This window comes from Klebsiella spallanzanii, assembly GCF_902158555.1.
Taxonomy (GTDB): domain Bacteria; phylum Pseudomonadota; class Gammaproteobacteria; order Enterobacterales; family Enterobacteriaceae; genus Klebsiella; species Klebsiella spallanzanii.
Genome location: NZ_CABGGS010000007.1, coordinates 66520 through 81080 on the forward strand (window position 1 = coordinate 66520; position 14561 = coordinate 81080).

Sequence of the window (14561 nt, forward strand, 5' to 3'; positions counted from 1 at the left end):
AAAAAGCCGCTCTGCATTGATTGCAGAGCGGCTTTTAACGCTTATCAGGCGGCTCAGGCCGTGCGGCGAGCAAACTCTTTCACACGGAAGCCCAGCAGCAGCAGTGTGGCAAAATAAGCGACAACTCCGGCAACAACAACAACCATCAGTCGCAGCAATCGGAACGGCATCGTCCCCTGCGACCACTCCGGCATCACGTACATCACGCCCAGCAACGCCGCGGACATCACGATGACCGCAATAACCAGGCGCAACAGAAACAAGAACCAGCCCGGCTGAGGAGTGAAAATTTTCTGTTTCCGCAGTTGCCAGTAAAGCAGCGCGGCGTTAAGGCAGGCCGCCAGACCAATCGACAGTGACAGACCTGCATGCTTCAGCGGGCCAATAAACGCCAGGTTCATCACCTGGGTCATAATCAGCGTGACGATGGCAATTTTCACTGGTGTTTTAATGTCCTGACGCGAATAGAATCCGGGGGCCAGTACTTTCACCACGATCAGTCCCATCAGGCCAACAGAATAGGCTACCAGCGCACGTTGGGTCATCGCGGCATCAAAAGCGGTAAATTTACCATACTGAAATAACGCCACCGTCAGCGGCTTGGCCAGTATCCCCAACGCCACGGCGCTCGGTAGCGCAAGCAGGAAGCACAGGCGTAATCCCCAGTCCATTAGACGGCAGTATTCATCATGATTGCCGCTGGCGAAGCTTTTTGACAGCGAAGGCAGCAGAATAGTCCCTAGCGCCACGCCCAGCACGCCGGATGGAAATTCCATCAAGCGGTCAGCGTAGTACATCCAGGAAACGGATCCGGAGACCAGGAACGAGGCAAAAATGGTATTAATGATCAGGGAGATCTGGCTGACGGAGACTCCAAGAATGGCTGGTCCCATCTGTTTCACTACCCGTACGGCTCCCGCATCTTTGAGATTTATCCGCGGTAGCACCAGCATGCCGATTTTCTTCAGATGCGGCAATTGCCAGGCAAGCTGCAAAATACCACCAACGGTTACCGCCCAGGCCATTGCCAACATCGGTGGATTAAAATACGGTGCTGCAAACAGTGCAAAACCAATCATACTGACGTTCAGAAAGGTTGGGGCAAAAGCGGGGACCGAAAAGCGGTTCCAGGTATTAAGAATTGCACCAACTAAAGAGGCAAGTGAAATCAATAAGATATATGGGAAGGTAATGCGCAGTAGCTGAGTGGTTAGCGCAAACTTTTCAGGTGTATCGGCAAATCCAGGAGCGGTAATAGTAATCACCCACGGCGCCGCCAGCATACCGCCAACCGTCACCAGCGCCAGCACCAGCGTTAGTAGTCCTGATACGTAGGCAACGAAAACGCGGGTCGCATCCTCACCTTGCTTACTTTTATATTCAGCAAGAATCGGCACAAAAGCCTGGGAGAAAGCGCCCTCAGCGAAAATACGTCGCAAAAGATTCGGTAGTTTGAAAGCCACGAAGAAAGCGTCGGTAGCCATCCCTGCGCCAAAAATACGCGCAACAATCGCATCGCGCGCAAAACCCAGCACGCGCGAAAACATAGTCATCGAACTGACAGCCGCCAGTGATTTTAAAAGATTCATTAACGTGTTATTCCACAACCCTGGAGTAAAACGCCCGCAAATGCGGGCGCTGGAAAGTGGCGATAGTCTACCGGGTTCATAATGAATTACTACTGCCAGTTGTTACAACGGGTTATTCACTCATCGCTTCACGCCAGAGTTTCTCCACAACGCGCTGGGCCATTAGCGCCTGCTCTCCAGACGTTTCAGGAACCGTCTGATTTTGCACGCATTCAATAAAATGCCGCGCACAGCCGGTAAATCCCCGCTGCTCAAGGGTGGTCTGCCAACCGGGGATCGGACGCTGTATCACCCCGCTTCCTCTCTCCTCCTGCCACTCCCGCATATCACGTACTTCATATAAGCCACCATCGGTCACCGCCTGAACTCGTTCCTGCTGGCTTCCGGCACGACGGTGCATACTGGTGGTTATTTGCATCAACCCGCCGCTGAAATGATGTTCAGCATAAAGCATTTCACCTTGTGCCGTGGTTTGCAGCGTACCGCCGTTTAAACGCGCTTTATCGCCTGCCAGCCACAGCGCGGTATCAACCACATGTAAGTAGTCATCCAGTAATGTGAAGCGCAGATCGTGGCCCACGCTATCGCTGCGATGTTTATCCATTCGCAACGAGGCAGCGTTACCAAGTTGCGCCTTAAGTTCACGATAGAGAGGAGCAAAACGGCGATTAAACCCAACCATTAAGGTAAGATTACGACGGGACGCCAGCTCAACTAACGCCTCCGCATCGCTAAGCTTATCCGCCAGCGGTTTATCAACGCAGACATGAACTCCGGCATTGAGCAGCCGGCTCACAATTTCATAATGTGAAGCCGTTGAAGTGTGCACGAATACAGCGTCACACTGTGCTGCCAGTTGCTCTAATGAATCAGCATAGGGAATACGCCAGGTTTCGCAAACAGGCAACGCTTTCTCTTTTCCACGGGACCACGCCCCCTGTAGCGTCCAGCCGTCCGCAGCCCCCAGTACCGGCAGCCAGGCCTTTTGCGCGATCCCCCCTAACCCCACTACACCTATACGTAATTTCGCCGACATGCTAATCCCCCAGATGAGCCAGCAGTGAATCCAGACGCGCTTTTAACTCTGCCACTTCCTCTTCCAGTGCCTCAACGCGGGCCTGAAGATCGTCACCCGGCGGTGAAACGGCTTCAAAGGCGGTAATAAGCGAATCCATATCATCGCAGAACAGGTGCATATAACGGCTTTCACGTTTCCCCGGTTCACGCGGCAGACGTGCAACATAAGGACCATCTTCTCGCGTAGCCAGGTTTTCGAGAACGCTTTCAACTTCCGCCATATCACTGAATTCATGCATTCTCTGCGCGCGGCCGCGTAGTTCGCCAGGCGTCTGCGCACCGCGCAGTAGCAATGTGGTAACAATGGCAACCTCTGCAGAGGTTAATTTCAGATCGCCAAATTCAGAGTTACAGAAGCGCTGTTCATATTTAGTCACCCGATTGCCGAAACCGCTGACCGTACGCAAATAATGACGCTTCACTAACGTATCAAGCAGATCCTGAACATCGCTCTCGCTTAGCGACATCACCGGTTCACGGTTCGTTTTCTGGTTACAGGCGGTCACTACCGCATTGACCGACAGAGGGTACTGCTCCGGCGTGGTGACCTGTTTTTCCAGCAGGCAACCAATGACGCGCGCTTCATGCGCGGTTAACTGATATTTCATGATGTCTCCTTAGCGACCCGGGATCCAGTCCGGTGTCGTCAACGCCGTCAGTACATGATCGCGCCACTGCCCATCGATGAGCAGGTAATCTTTGGCGTAACCCTCTTTTTCAAAACCCAGGCGCGCAAGCAAATCGCCGCTGCGCTGATTATGCGGCATATAGTTTGCCATTATGCGATGGATATGTTGCGTGCGCTGCATATAGCGAATTGCTGAAGTCAGTGCTTCAAACATCAGCCCCTGCCCCTGCCATTTCTCACCGATGGAATAGCCGAGATAGCAGGCATGAAACGAGCCGCGCACAACATTGGAAAAATTCGCCACGCCGATGATCTCTTTTTCTTCCGGGTCAAGCAGCGCAAAATAGAATGCCGAACCCTGTTTATGAAATTCCGAAATCATCGATAAACGCGCCTGCCAGCCAGAAGGATAACAGTGGCTGTCGTCACGCACCGGCTCCCAGGGTTTTAAAAACCCTTTATTTTCCGCATAATAATCGGCCAGACGCCAGGCGTCACGATCGTGAACCAGCCGTACCACCAGCCGGTCCGTCGTCAAACGCACCTTCGGTACGTTACTGCGATAGCCAAACATTCCCCTCTCCTGTTCCCCTGACGCAATACTTGCTGAGTTCACTATACCTGTCCTGCACGGTTGTGTGAAAACAGCAACATATCATTTTCTGCACCATCTCTGCTTTTCGATGAATAGCCTCTATCGTTCTTGCATTTTGATAAAAAAATATTGTCGCAAGTTAGCTGGGAAAATAACCATTAACCCCGCAGAATGTCAGAGCTTATTCTTATTTTTCCCTGGAGGGGAAATGTCCCGCGTATCGCAGGCAAGGAGCCTGGGTAAATATTTCCTGTTAGTCGATAACATGTTGGTTGTACTCGGCTTTTTCGTCGTTTTTCCGCTAATCTCAATTCGCTTTGTCGACCAGATGGGCTGGGCTGCGCTAATGGTCGGGATTGCGCTCGGTCTGCGTCAGCTGGTGCAGCAAGGATTAGGCATTTTTGGCGGCGCCATTGCCGACCGTTTTGGTGCTAAACCGATGATCGTCACCGGCATGTTAATGCGCGCTGCCGGTTTCGCCGCCATGGCCGTTGCCCATGAGCCTTGGGTTTTGTGGCTCTCCTGTGTTCTCTCAGGTCTGGGCGGTACGTTGTTCGATCCCCCGCGGGCAGCACTGGTGGTCAAGCTGGTACGCCCGCATCAGCGTGGACGCTTCTTCTCTATTCTGATGATGCAGGACAGCGCAGGGGCGGTGATCGGCGCGCTGCTTGGGAGCTGGCTACTGCAATATGATTTTCGTCTGGTTTGTAGCGCGGGGGCGGCCCTGTTTATCGCCTGTGCAGCATTCAACGCCTGGTATCTTCCGGCCTGGAAACTATCGACGGTGAAAACGCCGGTTCGGGAAGGGCTGGGGCGCGTATTGCGGGACAAACGCTTTGTCACCTACGTTCTGACGCTAACCGGATATTACATGCTGGCGGTTCAGGTGATGTTAATGCTGCCGATCATGGTTAACGACATTGCGGGTTCTCCTTCAGCAGTAAAATGGATGTATGCCATTGAAGCGACTATTTCTCTGACCTTGCTTTATCCGATTGCCCGCTGGAGCGAGAAGCGTTTCCGCCTTGAACATCGACTGATGGCGGGCCTGCTGGTCATGACGCTTGCGATGATGCCGATTGGCCTGAGCAGCAACCTCCAGCAGCTGTTTACGCTTATCTGCGTGTTTTATATTGGCTCAATCATTGCTGAACCTGCGCGTGAAACGCTGGGTGCATCCCTGGCAGATTCCCGGGCGCGCGGAAGCTATATGGGGTTTAGCCGTTTAGGTTTGGCCTTCGGCGGCGCTTTCGGCTACGCGGGCGGCGGCTGGTTGTTCGACGCGGGGAAAGCCGCAGGTCAACCGGAGCTGCCGTGGCTAATGCTGGGCATTATCGGACTGGCGACCTTCATCGCGCTGTGGTGGCAGTTCAGTCCAAAACGCTCAACAACCAGAATGCTGGAGCCGCGGACCTGAGTTGCCGGACCTTCGTTTCTCCTCCATACTGAATTGAGGAAGTTCAGCAACAATGGAGGAGAAACGTGAAGTTATATATCTACGATCACTGCCCGTTCTGCCTGAAAGCCCGCATGATTTTCGGCCTGAAGAATATCCCCGTCGAACTGATCACGCTCCTGAACGATGATGAGTCAACCCCAACCCGCATGATCGGCCAGAAAATGGCGCCCATCCTGCAAAAAGACGATAGTCGCTATATGCCAGAAAGCATGGATATTGTGCACTATGTCGATAAACTGGACGGTAAACCGCTGCTTACCGGATCGCGCAATCCGGCCATTGAAGCCTGGCTGCGAAAGGTCAACGGCTATGCTAACCGGCTGTTGATACCACGTTTTGCCAAATCCGCGTTTGATGAATTCTCAACGCCTGAAGCACGCGCTTATTTTGTGAATAAGAAAGAAGCGTCTCTTGGTAACTTTGCCGACCATCTCGCCCATTCGCCCGGTCTGGTTAAGAATATCAGCGATGATCTACGAGCGCTGGATAAGCTGATAGTGCAGCCAAACGCCGTCAACGGAGAGCTGTCTGAAGATGATATTCATCTCTTCCCGCTGCTGCGAAACCTGACGCTGGTAGCCGGGATTAGCTGGCCGAGCCGCGCGGCGGCATACCGTGACAATATGGCCAAACAGACGCAAATAAACTTACTCTCCTCAATGGCTATTTAAACCACAGGCAGCGAAAGGCCCGGCCGCTCGCTGCCGTCTCAACACTTTTTCAGTATTTTCCGCTAGCACTTCCCGCGCTGGCAGGCCATGCTGCTTTGTGTCAGGATGAACCAATGGCATGACATTAAGGAACCCAATGAAAAAGATGTTTATCGCGGCCGCGCTGATTGTTAGCGGCCTTCTGAGCGGTTGTAACCAGCTCACGCAATATTCCGTGAGCGAACAGGAGATCAACCAGGCGCTGCAGAAGCGTAACCACTTCGCCAAGGATATTGGCTTGCCTGGCGTAGCCGATGCCCACATTGAACTGAAAAACCTTACCAGCGCTATTGGTCGTGAAGAACCCAACAAAGTGACGCTAAGCGGCGTGGCTAATTTAGATCTGAATTCATTATTCGGTAATCAGAAAGCGACCATTGATCTGAAGCTCAAAGCGCTGCCGACGTTCAATAAAGAGAAAGGGGCCATTTTCCTGCAGGAGATGGAAGTCGTCGATGCAAAAGTGCAACCTGAAAAATTACAATCCGTCGTGCAAACGCTGATCCCATATCTTAATCAGTCCCTACGTAGCTACTTTAATCAACAGCCTGCTTACGTGCTGCGCGAAGATGCCAGCACTGGTGAAGCTCTGGCGAAAAAGTATGCTAAAGGTATTGAAGTGAAGCCTGGAGAGATCATTATCCCGTTCACTAACTAATTACCCGGGCGCTGAAGCGCCCGTTTTTTTACGGAAGTTGATGCAAAGGAAAACGTTTACGCTTATCCTTAGTGCCCGGCAAAAACAGCCCTGATGACTGAACCTATTAGCCGGAGCCTTCCATGACAGCACAACCCCAGGTATTGAAAATCCGCCGCCCCGACGACTGGCATATCCATCTTCGCGATGACGATATGTTAAAAACCGTCGTGCCTTACACCAGTGAATTTTATGGTCGGGCGATCGTGATGCCGAATCTGGTACCGCCTGTCACCACCGTCGATGCCGCCATCGCCTATCGCCAGCGCATCATTGATGCGATCCCCGATGGCCATGATTTTACGCCGCTGATGACCTGCTATTTGACGGATACGCTGGCCCCGGCAGAGCTGGAACGCGGATTTAACGAGGGTGTATTTACCGCCGCCAAACTCTATCCGGCCAATGCCACCACCAATTCCAGCCACGGAGTCACCAGTACCGATGCCATTATGCCAGTACTGGAGCGTATGGAAAAACTGGGTATGCCGCTGCTGGTTCATGGTGAAGTGACCCACCCTGACATCGATATTTTTGACAGAGAAGCGCGTTTTATTGAAACGGTCATGGAGCCGCTGCGCCAGCGCCTGCAAGGTCTGAAAGTGGTCTTCGAACATATTACAACCAAAGATGCTGCTGAATATGTGCGCGATGGTAACGAGCTACTGGCTGCTACTATTACCCCCCAGCACTTGATGTTCAACCGTAACCATATGCTGGTTGGCGGCGTGCGCCCTCACCTCTACTGCCTGCCAATTCTGAAACGCAATATTCATCAACAGGCGCTGCGTGAACTGGTTGCCAGCGGTTTTAGCCGCGCCTTCCTCGGCACCGACTCAGCCCCGCATGCCCGCCATCGAAAAGAAGCCAGCTGCGGATGCGCAGGCTGCTTTAACGCGCCAACCGCGCTGGGCAGCTACGCAACTGTGTTCGAAGAGATGAACGCCCTACAGCACTTTGAAGCTTTCTGTTCGCTTAACGGCGCTCGTTTCTATGGCCTGCCGGTCAATGAAAGCTACGTTGAGCTGGTGCGTGAAGAAAGTCAGGTGGTGGAAAGTATTGCCCTACCAGGAGACGCGCTGGTGCCCTTTCTTGCCGGGGAAACCGTGCGCTGGACGATGAAAAAATAAATACCTCGCTCCCTGTTGTAAACGTGCAGATGATACTGTATAAATAAACAGTATATTACACAGGGGGCAATTATGCGCATTGAAGTGTCTATCGCCAAATCTACAGCCTTACCCAGCGGTGCCTTAGAAGCACTTAACAACGAACTCTCCCGCCGTATTGAACAGCAGTTTCCTTCGACATCCAGTCAGGTGACGGTTCGGTACGCAGCAAATAACAATCTGTCGGTCATCGGCGGCCTCAAAGAAGATAAAGACCGGATTAGTGAAATCCTGCAAGAAACCTGGGAAAGCGCAGACGACTGGTTTGTCCGCGACTAATCAACAGAATTTGCTCCCTCATTGTGCAACTTTTTGCCGGGTCGCCCCGGCTTTTTTATTTCTCAGACTCAGACTTTCTCCTATTGCTTCCGCTTAGCGCCTTCAAAAATAACAAAGAATCGAACCCAATCTGTGTAAAAAATCAGCAATCAACAGTAGATACATCTCTGTTTCATTTAATTTCTCGAGTTTATTCTTGACTACTGATATAATTAACTTGCTTCAGAAAACATGCATTGAACCTCGAGAACTGTTGTCTTTTAACATATGAATAAGGGGTTATGATGGAAAAGAATAATGAAGTCATCCAGACCCATCCCCTCGTCGGATGGGACATCAGCACCGTTGATAGTTACGATGCGCTGATGTTGCGCCTGCACTACCAAAACCCCACTCAAGAAAGCAGTAGAGACGCAGAGATTGGCCAGACGCTATGGCTAACAACGGACGTCGCACGTCAGTTTATTTCTATTCTGGAAGCAGGTATTGCAAAGATTGAATCTGGCGAATACCAGGAAAATGAGTATCGCAGACATTAGTTTTACCGCAATAATGTCTAAATATTCACTGAACAGGCACCTACGGGTGCCTGAATTATTTTCGGGCTTGTATAACAGCCGGTTGTTAATTACCCTGCTAATAAAGCAATAACCCGGAACTCACCATGCAATACGATCTTATCATTATTGGTAGCGGCTCGGTTGGCGCTGCCGCTGGCTATTATGCGCGTCAGGCAGGGCTTAACGTACTGATGATTGATGCGCATCAGCCTCCGCACCAGGAAGGTAGCCATCACGGCAATACCCGTCTAATTCGTCATGCTTACGGCGAAGGCGAAAGATATGTCCCTTTGGTACTACGAGCGCAAAAGTTGTGGGATGAGTTTGCTGCCGCAAGCGGTGAAGCCGTTTTTGAGCGTACCGGGGTTATTAACCTTGGACCTGCCGATTCAGAATTCCTGCATAACGTCGTCGCCAGCGCACGTGAGTTCGAGCTAAATATCGAGGAAATAGACGCTCAGGCGGTTATGGCCCGCTGGCCAGAGATTCGAGTACCTGATGATTATCGGGGAATATTTGAGCCCTCGTCTGGCGTACTGCGCAGCGAGTTAGCCATTAAAACCTGGATCCGTCTTGCGCGCGAAGCGGGTGCCGCACAGCTGTTCAACTGCCCGGTTTCAGCCATTCACCACCAGCAGAACGGCGTGACCGTCGAGACGATAGATGGCGAGTACAGCGGCAAAAAGCTGCTGGTCAGCGCCGGAACCTGGGTCACTCGGCTGCTGCCTGAACTCCCCATCCAGCCGGTACGAAAGATTTTTGCCTGGTTTCAGGCTGATGGCCGTTACAGCAGCAAAAATAATTTCCCGGCGTTTACCGGCGAGCTGCCCAATGGCGATCAGTTTTACGGTTTTCCCGCAGAAGATAACGAATTAAAAATCGGCAAGCACAACGGCGGACAGCTTATTTCCGCACTGGAAGAGCGTAAACCCTTTGGCTCCATTGCGACGGACGGTTCAGAGTCTTTCAGTTTCCTGCGTAATGTGTTGCCCGGTATTGGCGGCTGCCTGCACGGCGCATCCTGCACCTATGACAACACCGCAGACGAAGACTTTATCATTGATACCTTGCCAGACCATCCTGAGACGCTGGTCATTACGGGTCTGAGCGGGCACGGCTTTAAGTTCGCGCCGGTCTTAGGCGATCTGGCTACACGATTTGCGCTTGAAGAGCCCTTTGAGTTTGATCTGACACCCTTTTCGCTGACACGGTTTAAGCAATAATAGCCAGCCGTGCGGTTGTACAACCGAGCAAAAAAACAACGGCCTCATTTGAGGCCGTTAATGACTGAGAGAGATTATGCGCCGCCTGTTCGAACTACTGGTCAACAACGTCCGTGAACACTTTATGATTTACCTGGCGCTGTGGCTTCTGCTGGCGGTTATCGACCTCATTTGGTTATGGTTTTTCTGAAGGTTCAGGATCCGGGATCCCCAATTTAGTATTCAGTCGACCGCGAGATTTATTAAAGATCTTATTGCCATTTTCACGTCCAGCCCGCAGTTTTCTCTGCTCCTCTTCAGGCAGCTTATGCTCTTCCATACAGGCTTCGCTGCAACAACCAGCGAATTTCTCCGCACAGGAGGGGCACTGGATAAACAGCAGATGACAACCATCGTTCAGGCAGTTTGTATGGCTATCGCAAGGCGCACCGCACTGGTGACAATGCGCAATAACATCATCTGAAATACGCTCGCCCATACGCTCATCGAAGACGAAATTCTTGCCGACAAAGCGTACCGGTAGCCCCTGCTCCCGCGCGCGTCGTGCGTACTCGATAATCCCGCCCTCAATATGTGAAACCTTACTGAATCCATTGTGCTTCATCCAGGCGCTGGCTTTTTCACAGCGGATACCGCCGGTGCAGTACATAACGATATTTTTATCTTTATGTTCCTGCATCATTTCAACGGCTTTTGGCAACTGATCGCGGAAGGTGTCCGCCGGGATCTCCAGGGCGTTCTCGAAATGGCCGACCTCGTACTCGTAGTGGTTGCGCATATCGATAAATACCGCATCCGGGTCGTCAAGCATCGCGTTGACTTCTGCCGCCTTCAGATAATGACCGACGTCTGACGCATCAAACGTCGGATCATCAATACCATCAGCAACGATGCGATCGCGAACTTTAAGTCGTAAAACCCAAAAAGATTTACCATCGTCGTCCAGGGCAATATTCAGACGCAAGCCATTGAGAGCCGGGTCAAAACCGTATAAGAATTCACGCAGCGCATCAACTCGACTTTGCGGGACGCTAATTTGCGCATTGATGCCTTCATGGGCCAGATAAATCCGGCCAAAGACATTCAGTTTGGTCAGCGCAACCCAAAGCGCATCGCGCGTGGCTTTAGGGTCAATAATCGTGAAATATTTATAAAACGAGATCGTCGTGCGCGGCTCGGTCTCAGCCAACATTTGCGCCTTTAACGTCTCATTAGAAATGCGGTTGTGTAACACTGGCATGGTGTACCTGCTCGGCATAGTCAATGAGTAAAATAAACGGCGGGCATCATATAGCAAACACGGTTAATTTACATCCCCACATTTTGCGCTACATTTTTCTCACCCATATTTGCTCGCATTAACATTAAATGCCATCCAGGGACGGTATTTTGGATGAAGCATAAAAAAATGCGATAATAGAACACGTTGCTTAATTGAACAGGTATGAGATGACCCATTTACCTAAATTTTCCGCAGCGTTGCTGCACCCGCGTTATTGGTTGCTTTGGTCTGGGATCGGCCTGCTCTGGTTAGTTGTACAGCTTCCCTATCCGCTGATTTACCGCCTGGGAACTGGACTTGGTCGTATCGCAAGACGCCTGATGAAACGTCGTGCCCAAATAGCGTATCGTAATCTGGAACTCTGTTTTCCTGATAAGAGCGAGCAAGAGCGACACCAGATGGTCGTGGCAAATTTTGAATCCGTCGGTATGGGTTTAATGGAAACCGGAATGGCCTGGTTTTGGCCTACGAAGCGCATTGCGCGCTGGACCGATTCCATCGGCGTCGAGCATATCCGGGAAGTTCAGGCGCAAAAGCGCGGTATTTTACTGATTGGCATTCATTTCCTGACTCTGGAGATGGGCGCACGGATGTTCGGTATAAATGAACCGGGTATTGGCGTCTACCGCCCGAACGACAACCCGGTTATCGACTGGTTGCAAACCTGGGGACGCCTGCGCTCCAACAAAGATATGATCGACCGTAAAGATCTAAAAGGTATGATCCGCGCCCTGAAAAAGGGTGAAGTTATCTGGTATGCGCCTGACCACGACTATGGCCCTAACGCCAGCGTATTTGTACCGTTTTTCGCCGTCGATCAGGCTGCCACGACCTCGGGCACCTGGATGCTGGCAAAAATGTCTAAAGCCTGCATTGTGCCCTTTGTGCCGCGTCGCAAACCTGACGGTAAAGGCTATGAGCTGATTCTACTGCCGCCGGAGTGTGACCCGCCGCTGGACGATGCGCAGACCACTGCTATCTGGATGAACAAGATTGTCGAGAAGTGCATATTGATGGCTCCGGAGCAGTATATGTGGATGCACCGTCGCTTTAAGACTCGTCCAGCTGGCGTTCCTTCTCGTTACTAGCTCGCCCCTGCTGTTTATCAGTGCTGTTATCCCGCATCTGAACACAGATGCGGGATAAATTCCCAGGCAACTGCCTCTCCTTTAGCTTTAAAAGCTGTCCTCCATTGCGGCAACTATTTCTCAGGCGCATAATTAGCACGCTCATATTTTCAATTATTTGACCTGCCCTGCAGGCCAGTGGAATCCTATGTCGTCTGCTGATACCCCTATTAACTGGAAACGTAATCTAACCGTCACCTGGCTCGGCTGCTTTTTAACCGGTGCCGCGTTTAGCCTGGTGATGCCGTTTCTCCCTCTCTACGTTGAACAACTCGGCGTCACCGGTCATAGCGCCCTCAATATGTGGTCTGGACTGGTTTTCAGTATTACCTTTTTATTCTCTGCGATAGCCTCCCCCTTCTGGGGCGGGCTTGCTGACCGTAAAGGGCGCAAAATTATGCTACTGCGCTCTGCCCTGGGGATGGCAATCGTCATGCTGCTAATGGGCCTGGCGCAGAATATCTGGCAATTCCTGATCCTGCGCGCGCTATTGGGCCTGCTCGGAGGATTTATTCCCAATGCCAATGCCCTGATAGCGACGCAAATCCCCCGCCATAAAAGCGGTTGGGCGCTGGGAACGCTATCAACAGGAGCAGTCAGCGGCGCGCTGCTTGGACCGCTGGCAGGCGGCTTCCTGGCCGACCACTGGGGATTGCGTACCGTCTTCTTTATGACTGCTGGCGTACTGTTTATTTGCTTTTTATTTACCCTGTTTCTTATTCACGAAAATTTTGTTGCCGTCAGCAAGAAAGAGATGCTCAGCGCGAAAGACGTTTTCTCTTCGCTTAAGAATCCGAAGCTGGTACTGAGTCTGTTTGTCACATCACTGATTATTCAGGTTGCCACCGGTTCAATAGCGCCTATTCTGACACTATACGTACGCGATCTTGCCGGTAACGTCAGCAATATTGCGTTTATCAGCGGTATGATTGCGTCAGTACCCGGTATTGCCGCTCTGCTCAGCGCTCCCCGACTGGGAAAATTAGGCGACCGCATTGGCCCGGAAAAAATCCTGATCGTCGCACTGGTGATTTCAGTTCTGCTTCTGATACCGATGTCGTTCGTCCAGACGCCGCTGCAGCTTGGGATCCTGCGCTTCCTGCTTGGTGCCGCCGACGGCGCACTGCTACCTGCGGTGCAAACGCTGCTGGTGTATAACTCCACCAGCCAAATCTCCGGACGAATCTTTAGCTATAACCAGTCGTTCCGCGATATCGGTAACGTCACGGGCCCGCTGATTGGCGCGTCGGTTTCCGCCAACTATGGCTTTCGGGCGGTCTTTTTAGTCACCGCTTTTGTGGTCCTGTTTAACGCAATCTATTCAACTCTCACTCTCCGCCGTCCTCGTCATAATCGACCAACAGACAATGCGAGCTCCGGTAATCATTCAGTAAATTAACGTCACAGGGGGCCTCCCCCCTTGACGCATTGCCAACAGCCTTCTATAGATTGAATCGTGTTCATTTCTTTTCTTCTTAGGGGGTTAGCCATGCCAAAGGATTCGATGTTCTATGCCACGCTCGAAGAAGCGATTGATGCAGCCCGCGAGGAGTTTCTGGCGAATAATCCAGATAGCGACGAAGAGAGCGCCAACGTTGAGCAATTAAATATTCAGAAATACGTACTCCAGGACGGTGACATCACCTGGCAGGCAGAATTTTTTGCCGACGAAGATGAACAGGGTGAATGCCTGCCCATTCTCAGCGGCCAGGCGGCGCAAAGCGTTTTTGATGGCGACTATGATGAGATTGAGCTTCGCCAGGAGTGGCTGGAAGAAAATACGCTGCACGAATGGGATGAAGGTGAATTTCAGCTTGAACCCTCTCTGGATACCGAAGAGGGTCAGACCGCATCCGATGAATGGGATGAACGCTAGCTAGTTATAGGGGCCGTGGCTGGCATCAAGCGGCAACAGCAGCGTATCGAACACCAGCGAAAAGGGCAGATCGAGAATAGTGATGTAGCGCCATGAAGAATCGCGAACATCCCACTGAACGCCTGGGTAGTACTGATTTCCATGCCCCTGCCCTGGCACTGTACGACTGATAATACTTCCGCAGCCGCTGAGCAGCAGCGCCATTGCGATAACCAGCAAAACTCTCATCAATACCTCGATTTTCAGATAAAAAAATACCGGCATTATTTGCCGGTATTTTCCTTAACGTA

The 14561-nt window shown here is 51.7% G+C and carries 17 protein-coding genes; 11 read left to right on the plus strand and 6 right to left on the minus strand.

Annotation, left to right across the window (positions count from 1 at the left end):
• Positions 1 to 53: 53 nt before the first annotated feature.
• From murJ to rimJ, 4 genes are all read right to left on the minus strand, one after another.
• The gene (gene murJ / locus FN082_RS09415; RefSeq protein ID WP_139537741.1) at positions 54 to 1589 is read right to left on the minus strand and encodes a murein biosynthesis integral membrane protein MurJ; all 1536 of its coding nucleotides are present in this window, start codon (positions 1587 to 1589) and stop codon (positions 54 to 56) included.
• Between the two features lie 112 nt (positions 1590 to 1701).
• Complete coding sequence (locus FN082_RS09420; protein ID WP_139537738.1) at positions 1702 to 2625, minus strand: Gfo/Idh/MocA family protein; 924 nt, start codon at positions 2623 to 2625, stop codon at positions 1702 to 1704.
• A gap of 1 nt (position 2626) precedes the next feature.
• A complete protein-coding gene (locus FN082_RS09425; protein ID WP_142981484.1) occupies positions 2627 to 3274 on the minus strand; it encodes a YceH family protein in 648 nt (215 codons plus the stop codon).
• Between the two features lie 9 nt (positions 3275 to 3283).
• Complete coding sequence (gene rimJ, locus FN082_RS09430) at positions 3284 to 3868, minus strand: ribosomal protein S5-alanine N-acetyltransferase (protein ID WP_139537734.1); 585 nt, start codon at positions 3866 to 3868, stop codon at positions 3284 to 3286.
• Positions 3869 to 4097: 229 nt separating this feature from the next.
• Here rimJ and mdtH point away from each other — a divergent pair, with 229 nt between their 5' ends.
• From mdtH to FN082_RS09470, 8 genes are all read left to right on the plus strand, one after another.
• Positions 4098 to 5306 (plus strand): multidrug efflux MFS transporter MdtH, encoded by a 1209-nt coding sequence (gene mdtH / locus FN082_RS09435; protein ID WP_139537732.1) that lies wholly within the window; start codon positions 4098 to 4100, stop codon positions 5304 to 5306.
• A 65-nt stretch (positions 5307 to 5371) separates the two neighbouring features.
• Positions 5372 to 6019: a glutaredoxin 2 gene (gene grxB, locus FN082_RS09440; RefSeq protein ID WP_139537730.1), complete on the plus strand. Its 648-nt coding sequence runs from the start codon at positions 5372 to 5374 to the stop codon at positions 6017 to 6019.
• 136 nt (positions 6020 to 6155) lie between these two features.
• Positions 6156 to 6716 carry a lipoprotein gene (locus FN082_RS09445; protein WP_139537728.1) on the plus strand — a complete coding sequence of 187 codons (561 nt, stop codon included), beginning with the start codon at positions 6156 to 6158 and terminating at the stop codon, positions 6714 to 6716.
• 122 nt (positions 6717 to 6838) lie between these two features.
• The gene (gene pyrC / locus FN082_RS09450) at positions 6839 to 7885 is read left to right on the plus strand and encodes a dihydroorotase (RefSeq protein WP_139537726.1); all 1047 of its coding nucleotides are present in this window, start codon (positions 6839 to 6841) and stop codon (positions 7883 to 7885) included.
• A 72-nt stretch (positions 7886 to 7957) separates the two neighbouring features.
• Positions 7958 to 8203, plus strand: a complete 246-nt coding sequence (gene dinI, locus FN082_RS09455; RefSeq protein ID WP_142463167.1) for a DNA damage-inducible protein I — start codon at positions 7958 to 7960, stop codon at positions 8201 to 8203.
• Between the two features lie 284 nt (positions 8204 to 8487).
• Positions 8488 to 8742: a biofilm formation regulator BssS gene (bssS, locus tag FN082_RS09460; protein ID WP_110277097.1), complete on the plus strand. Its 255-nt coding sequence runs from the start codon at positions 8488 to 8490 to the stop codon at positions 8740 to 8742.
• A gap of 125 nt (positions 8743 to 8867) precedes the next feature.
• On the plus strand, positions 8868 to 9986 hold the full coding sequence (gene solA / locus FN082_RS09465) for an N-methyl-L-tryptophan oxidase (RefSeq protein WP_142981485.1): 1119 nt from the start codon (positions 8868 to 8870) through the stop codon (positions 9984 to 9986).
• 76 nt (positions 9987 to 10062) lie between these two features.
• The gene (locus FN082_RS09470) at positions 10063 to 10176 is read left to right on the plus strand and encodes a YceO family protein (protein WP_139537721.1); all 114 of its coding nucleotides are present in this window, start codon (positions 10063 to 10065) and stop codon (positions 10174 to 10176) included.
• Here FN082_RS09470 and trhO read toward each other — a convergent pair.
• Complete coding sequence (trhO, locus tag FN082_RS09475) at positions 10162 to 11226, minus strand: oxygen-dependent tRNA uridine(34) hydroxylase TrhO (RefSeq protein WP_139537719.1); 1065 nt, start codon at positions 11224 to 11226, stop codon at positions 10162 to 10164. The two genes, FN082_RS09470 and trhO, sit on opposite strands and share 15 nt — an antisense overlap.
• 209 nt (positions 11227 to 11435) lie before the next feature.
• Between trhO and FN082_RS09480 the strand changes: the two genes are divergently transcribed.
• The 3 genes from FN082_RS09480 (at position 11436) to FN082_RS09490 (ending at position 14271) form a co-directional block, all read left to right on the plus strand.
• Positions 11436 to 12356 (plus strand): Kdo(2)-lipid IV(A) acyltransferase, encoded by a 921-nt coding sequence (locus tag FN082_RS09480; protein WP_139537717.1) that lies wholly within the window; start codon positions 11436 to 11438, stop codon positions 12354 to 12356.
• A gap of 187 nt (positions 12357 to 12543) precedes the next feature.
• Positions 12544 to 13794, plus strand: a complete 1251-nt coding sequence (gene mdtG / locus FN082_RS09485; RefSeq protein WP_142981486.1) for a multidrug efflux MFS transporter MdtG — start codon at positions 12544 to 12546, stop codon at positions 13792 to 13794.
• A 90-nt stretch (positions 13795 to 13884) separates the two neighbouring features.
• On the plus strand, positions 13885 to 14271 hold the full coding sequence (locus tag FN082_RS09490) for a MysB family protein (protein WP_139537713.1): 387 nt from the start codon (positions 13885 to 13887) through the stop codon (positions 14269 to 14271).
• Here the strand turns inward: FN082_RS09490 and FN082_RS09495 are convergent, their stop codons facing one another.
• Complete coding sequence (locus FN082_RS09495) at positions 14272 to 14499, minus strand: YceK/YidQ family lipoprotein (RefSeq protein ID WP_139537711.1); 228 nt, start codon at positions 14497 to 14499, stop codon at positions 14272 to 14274.
• Positions 14500 to 14561 lie beyond the last annotated feature (62 nt).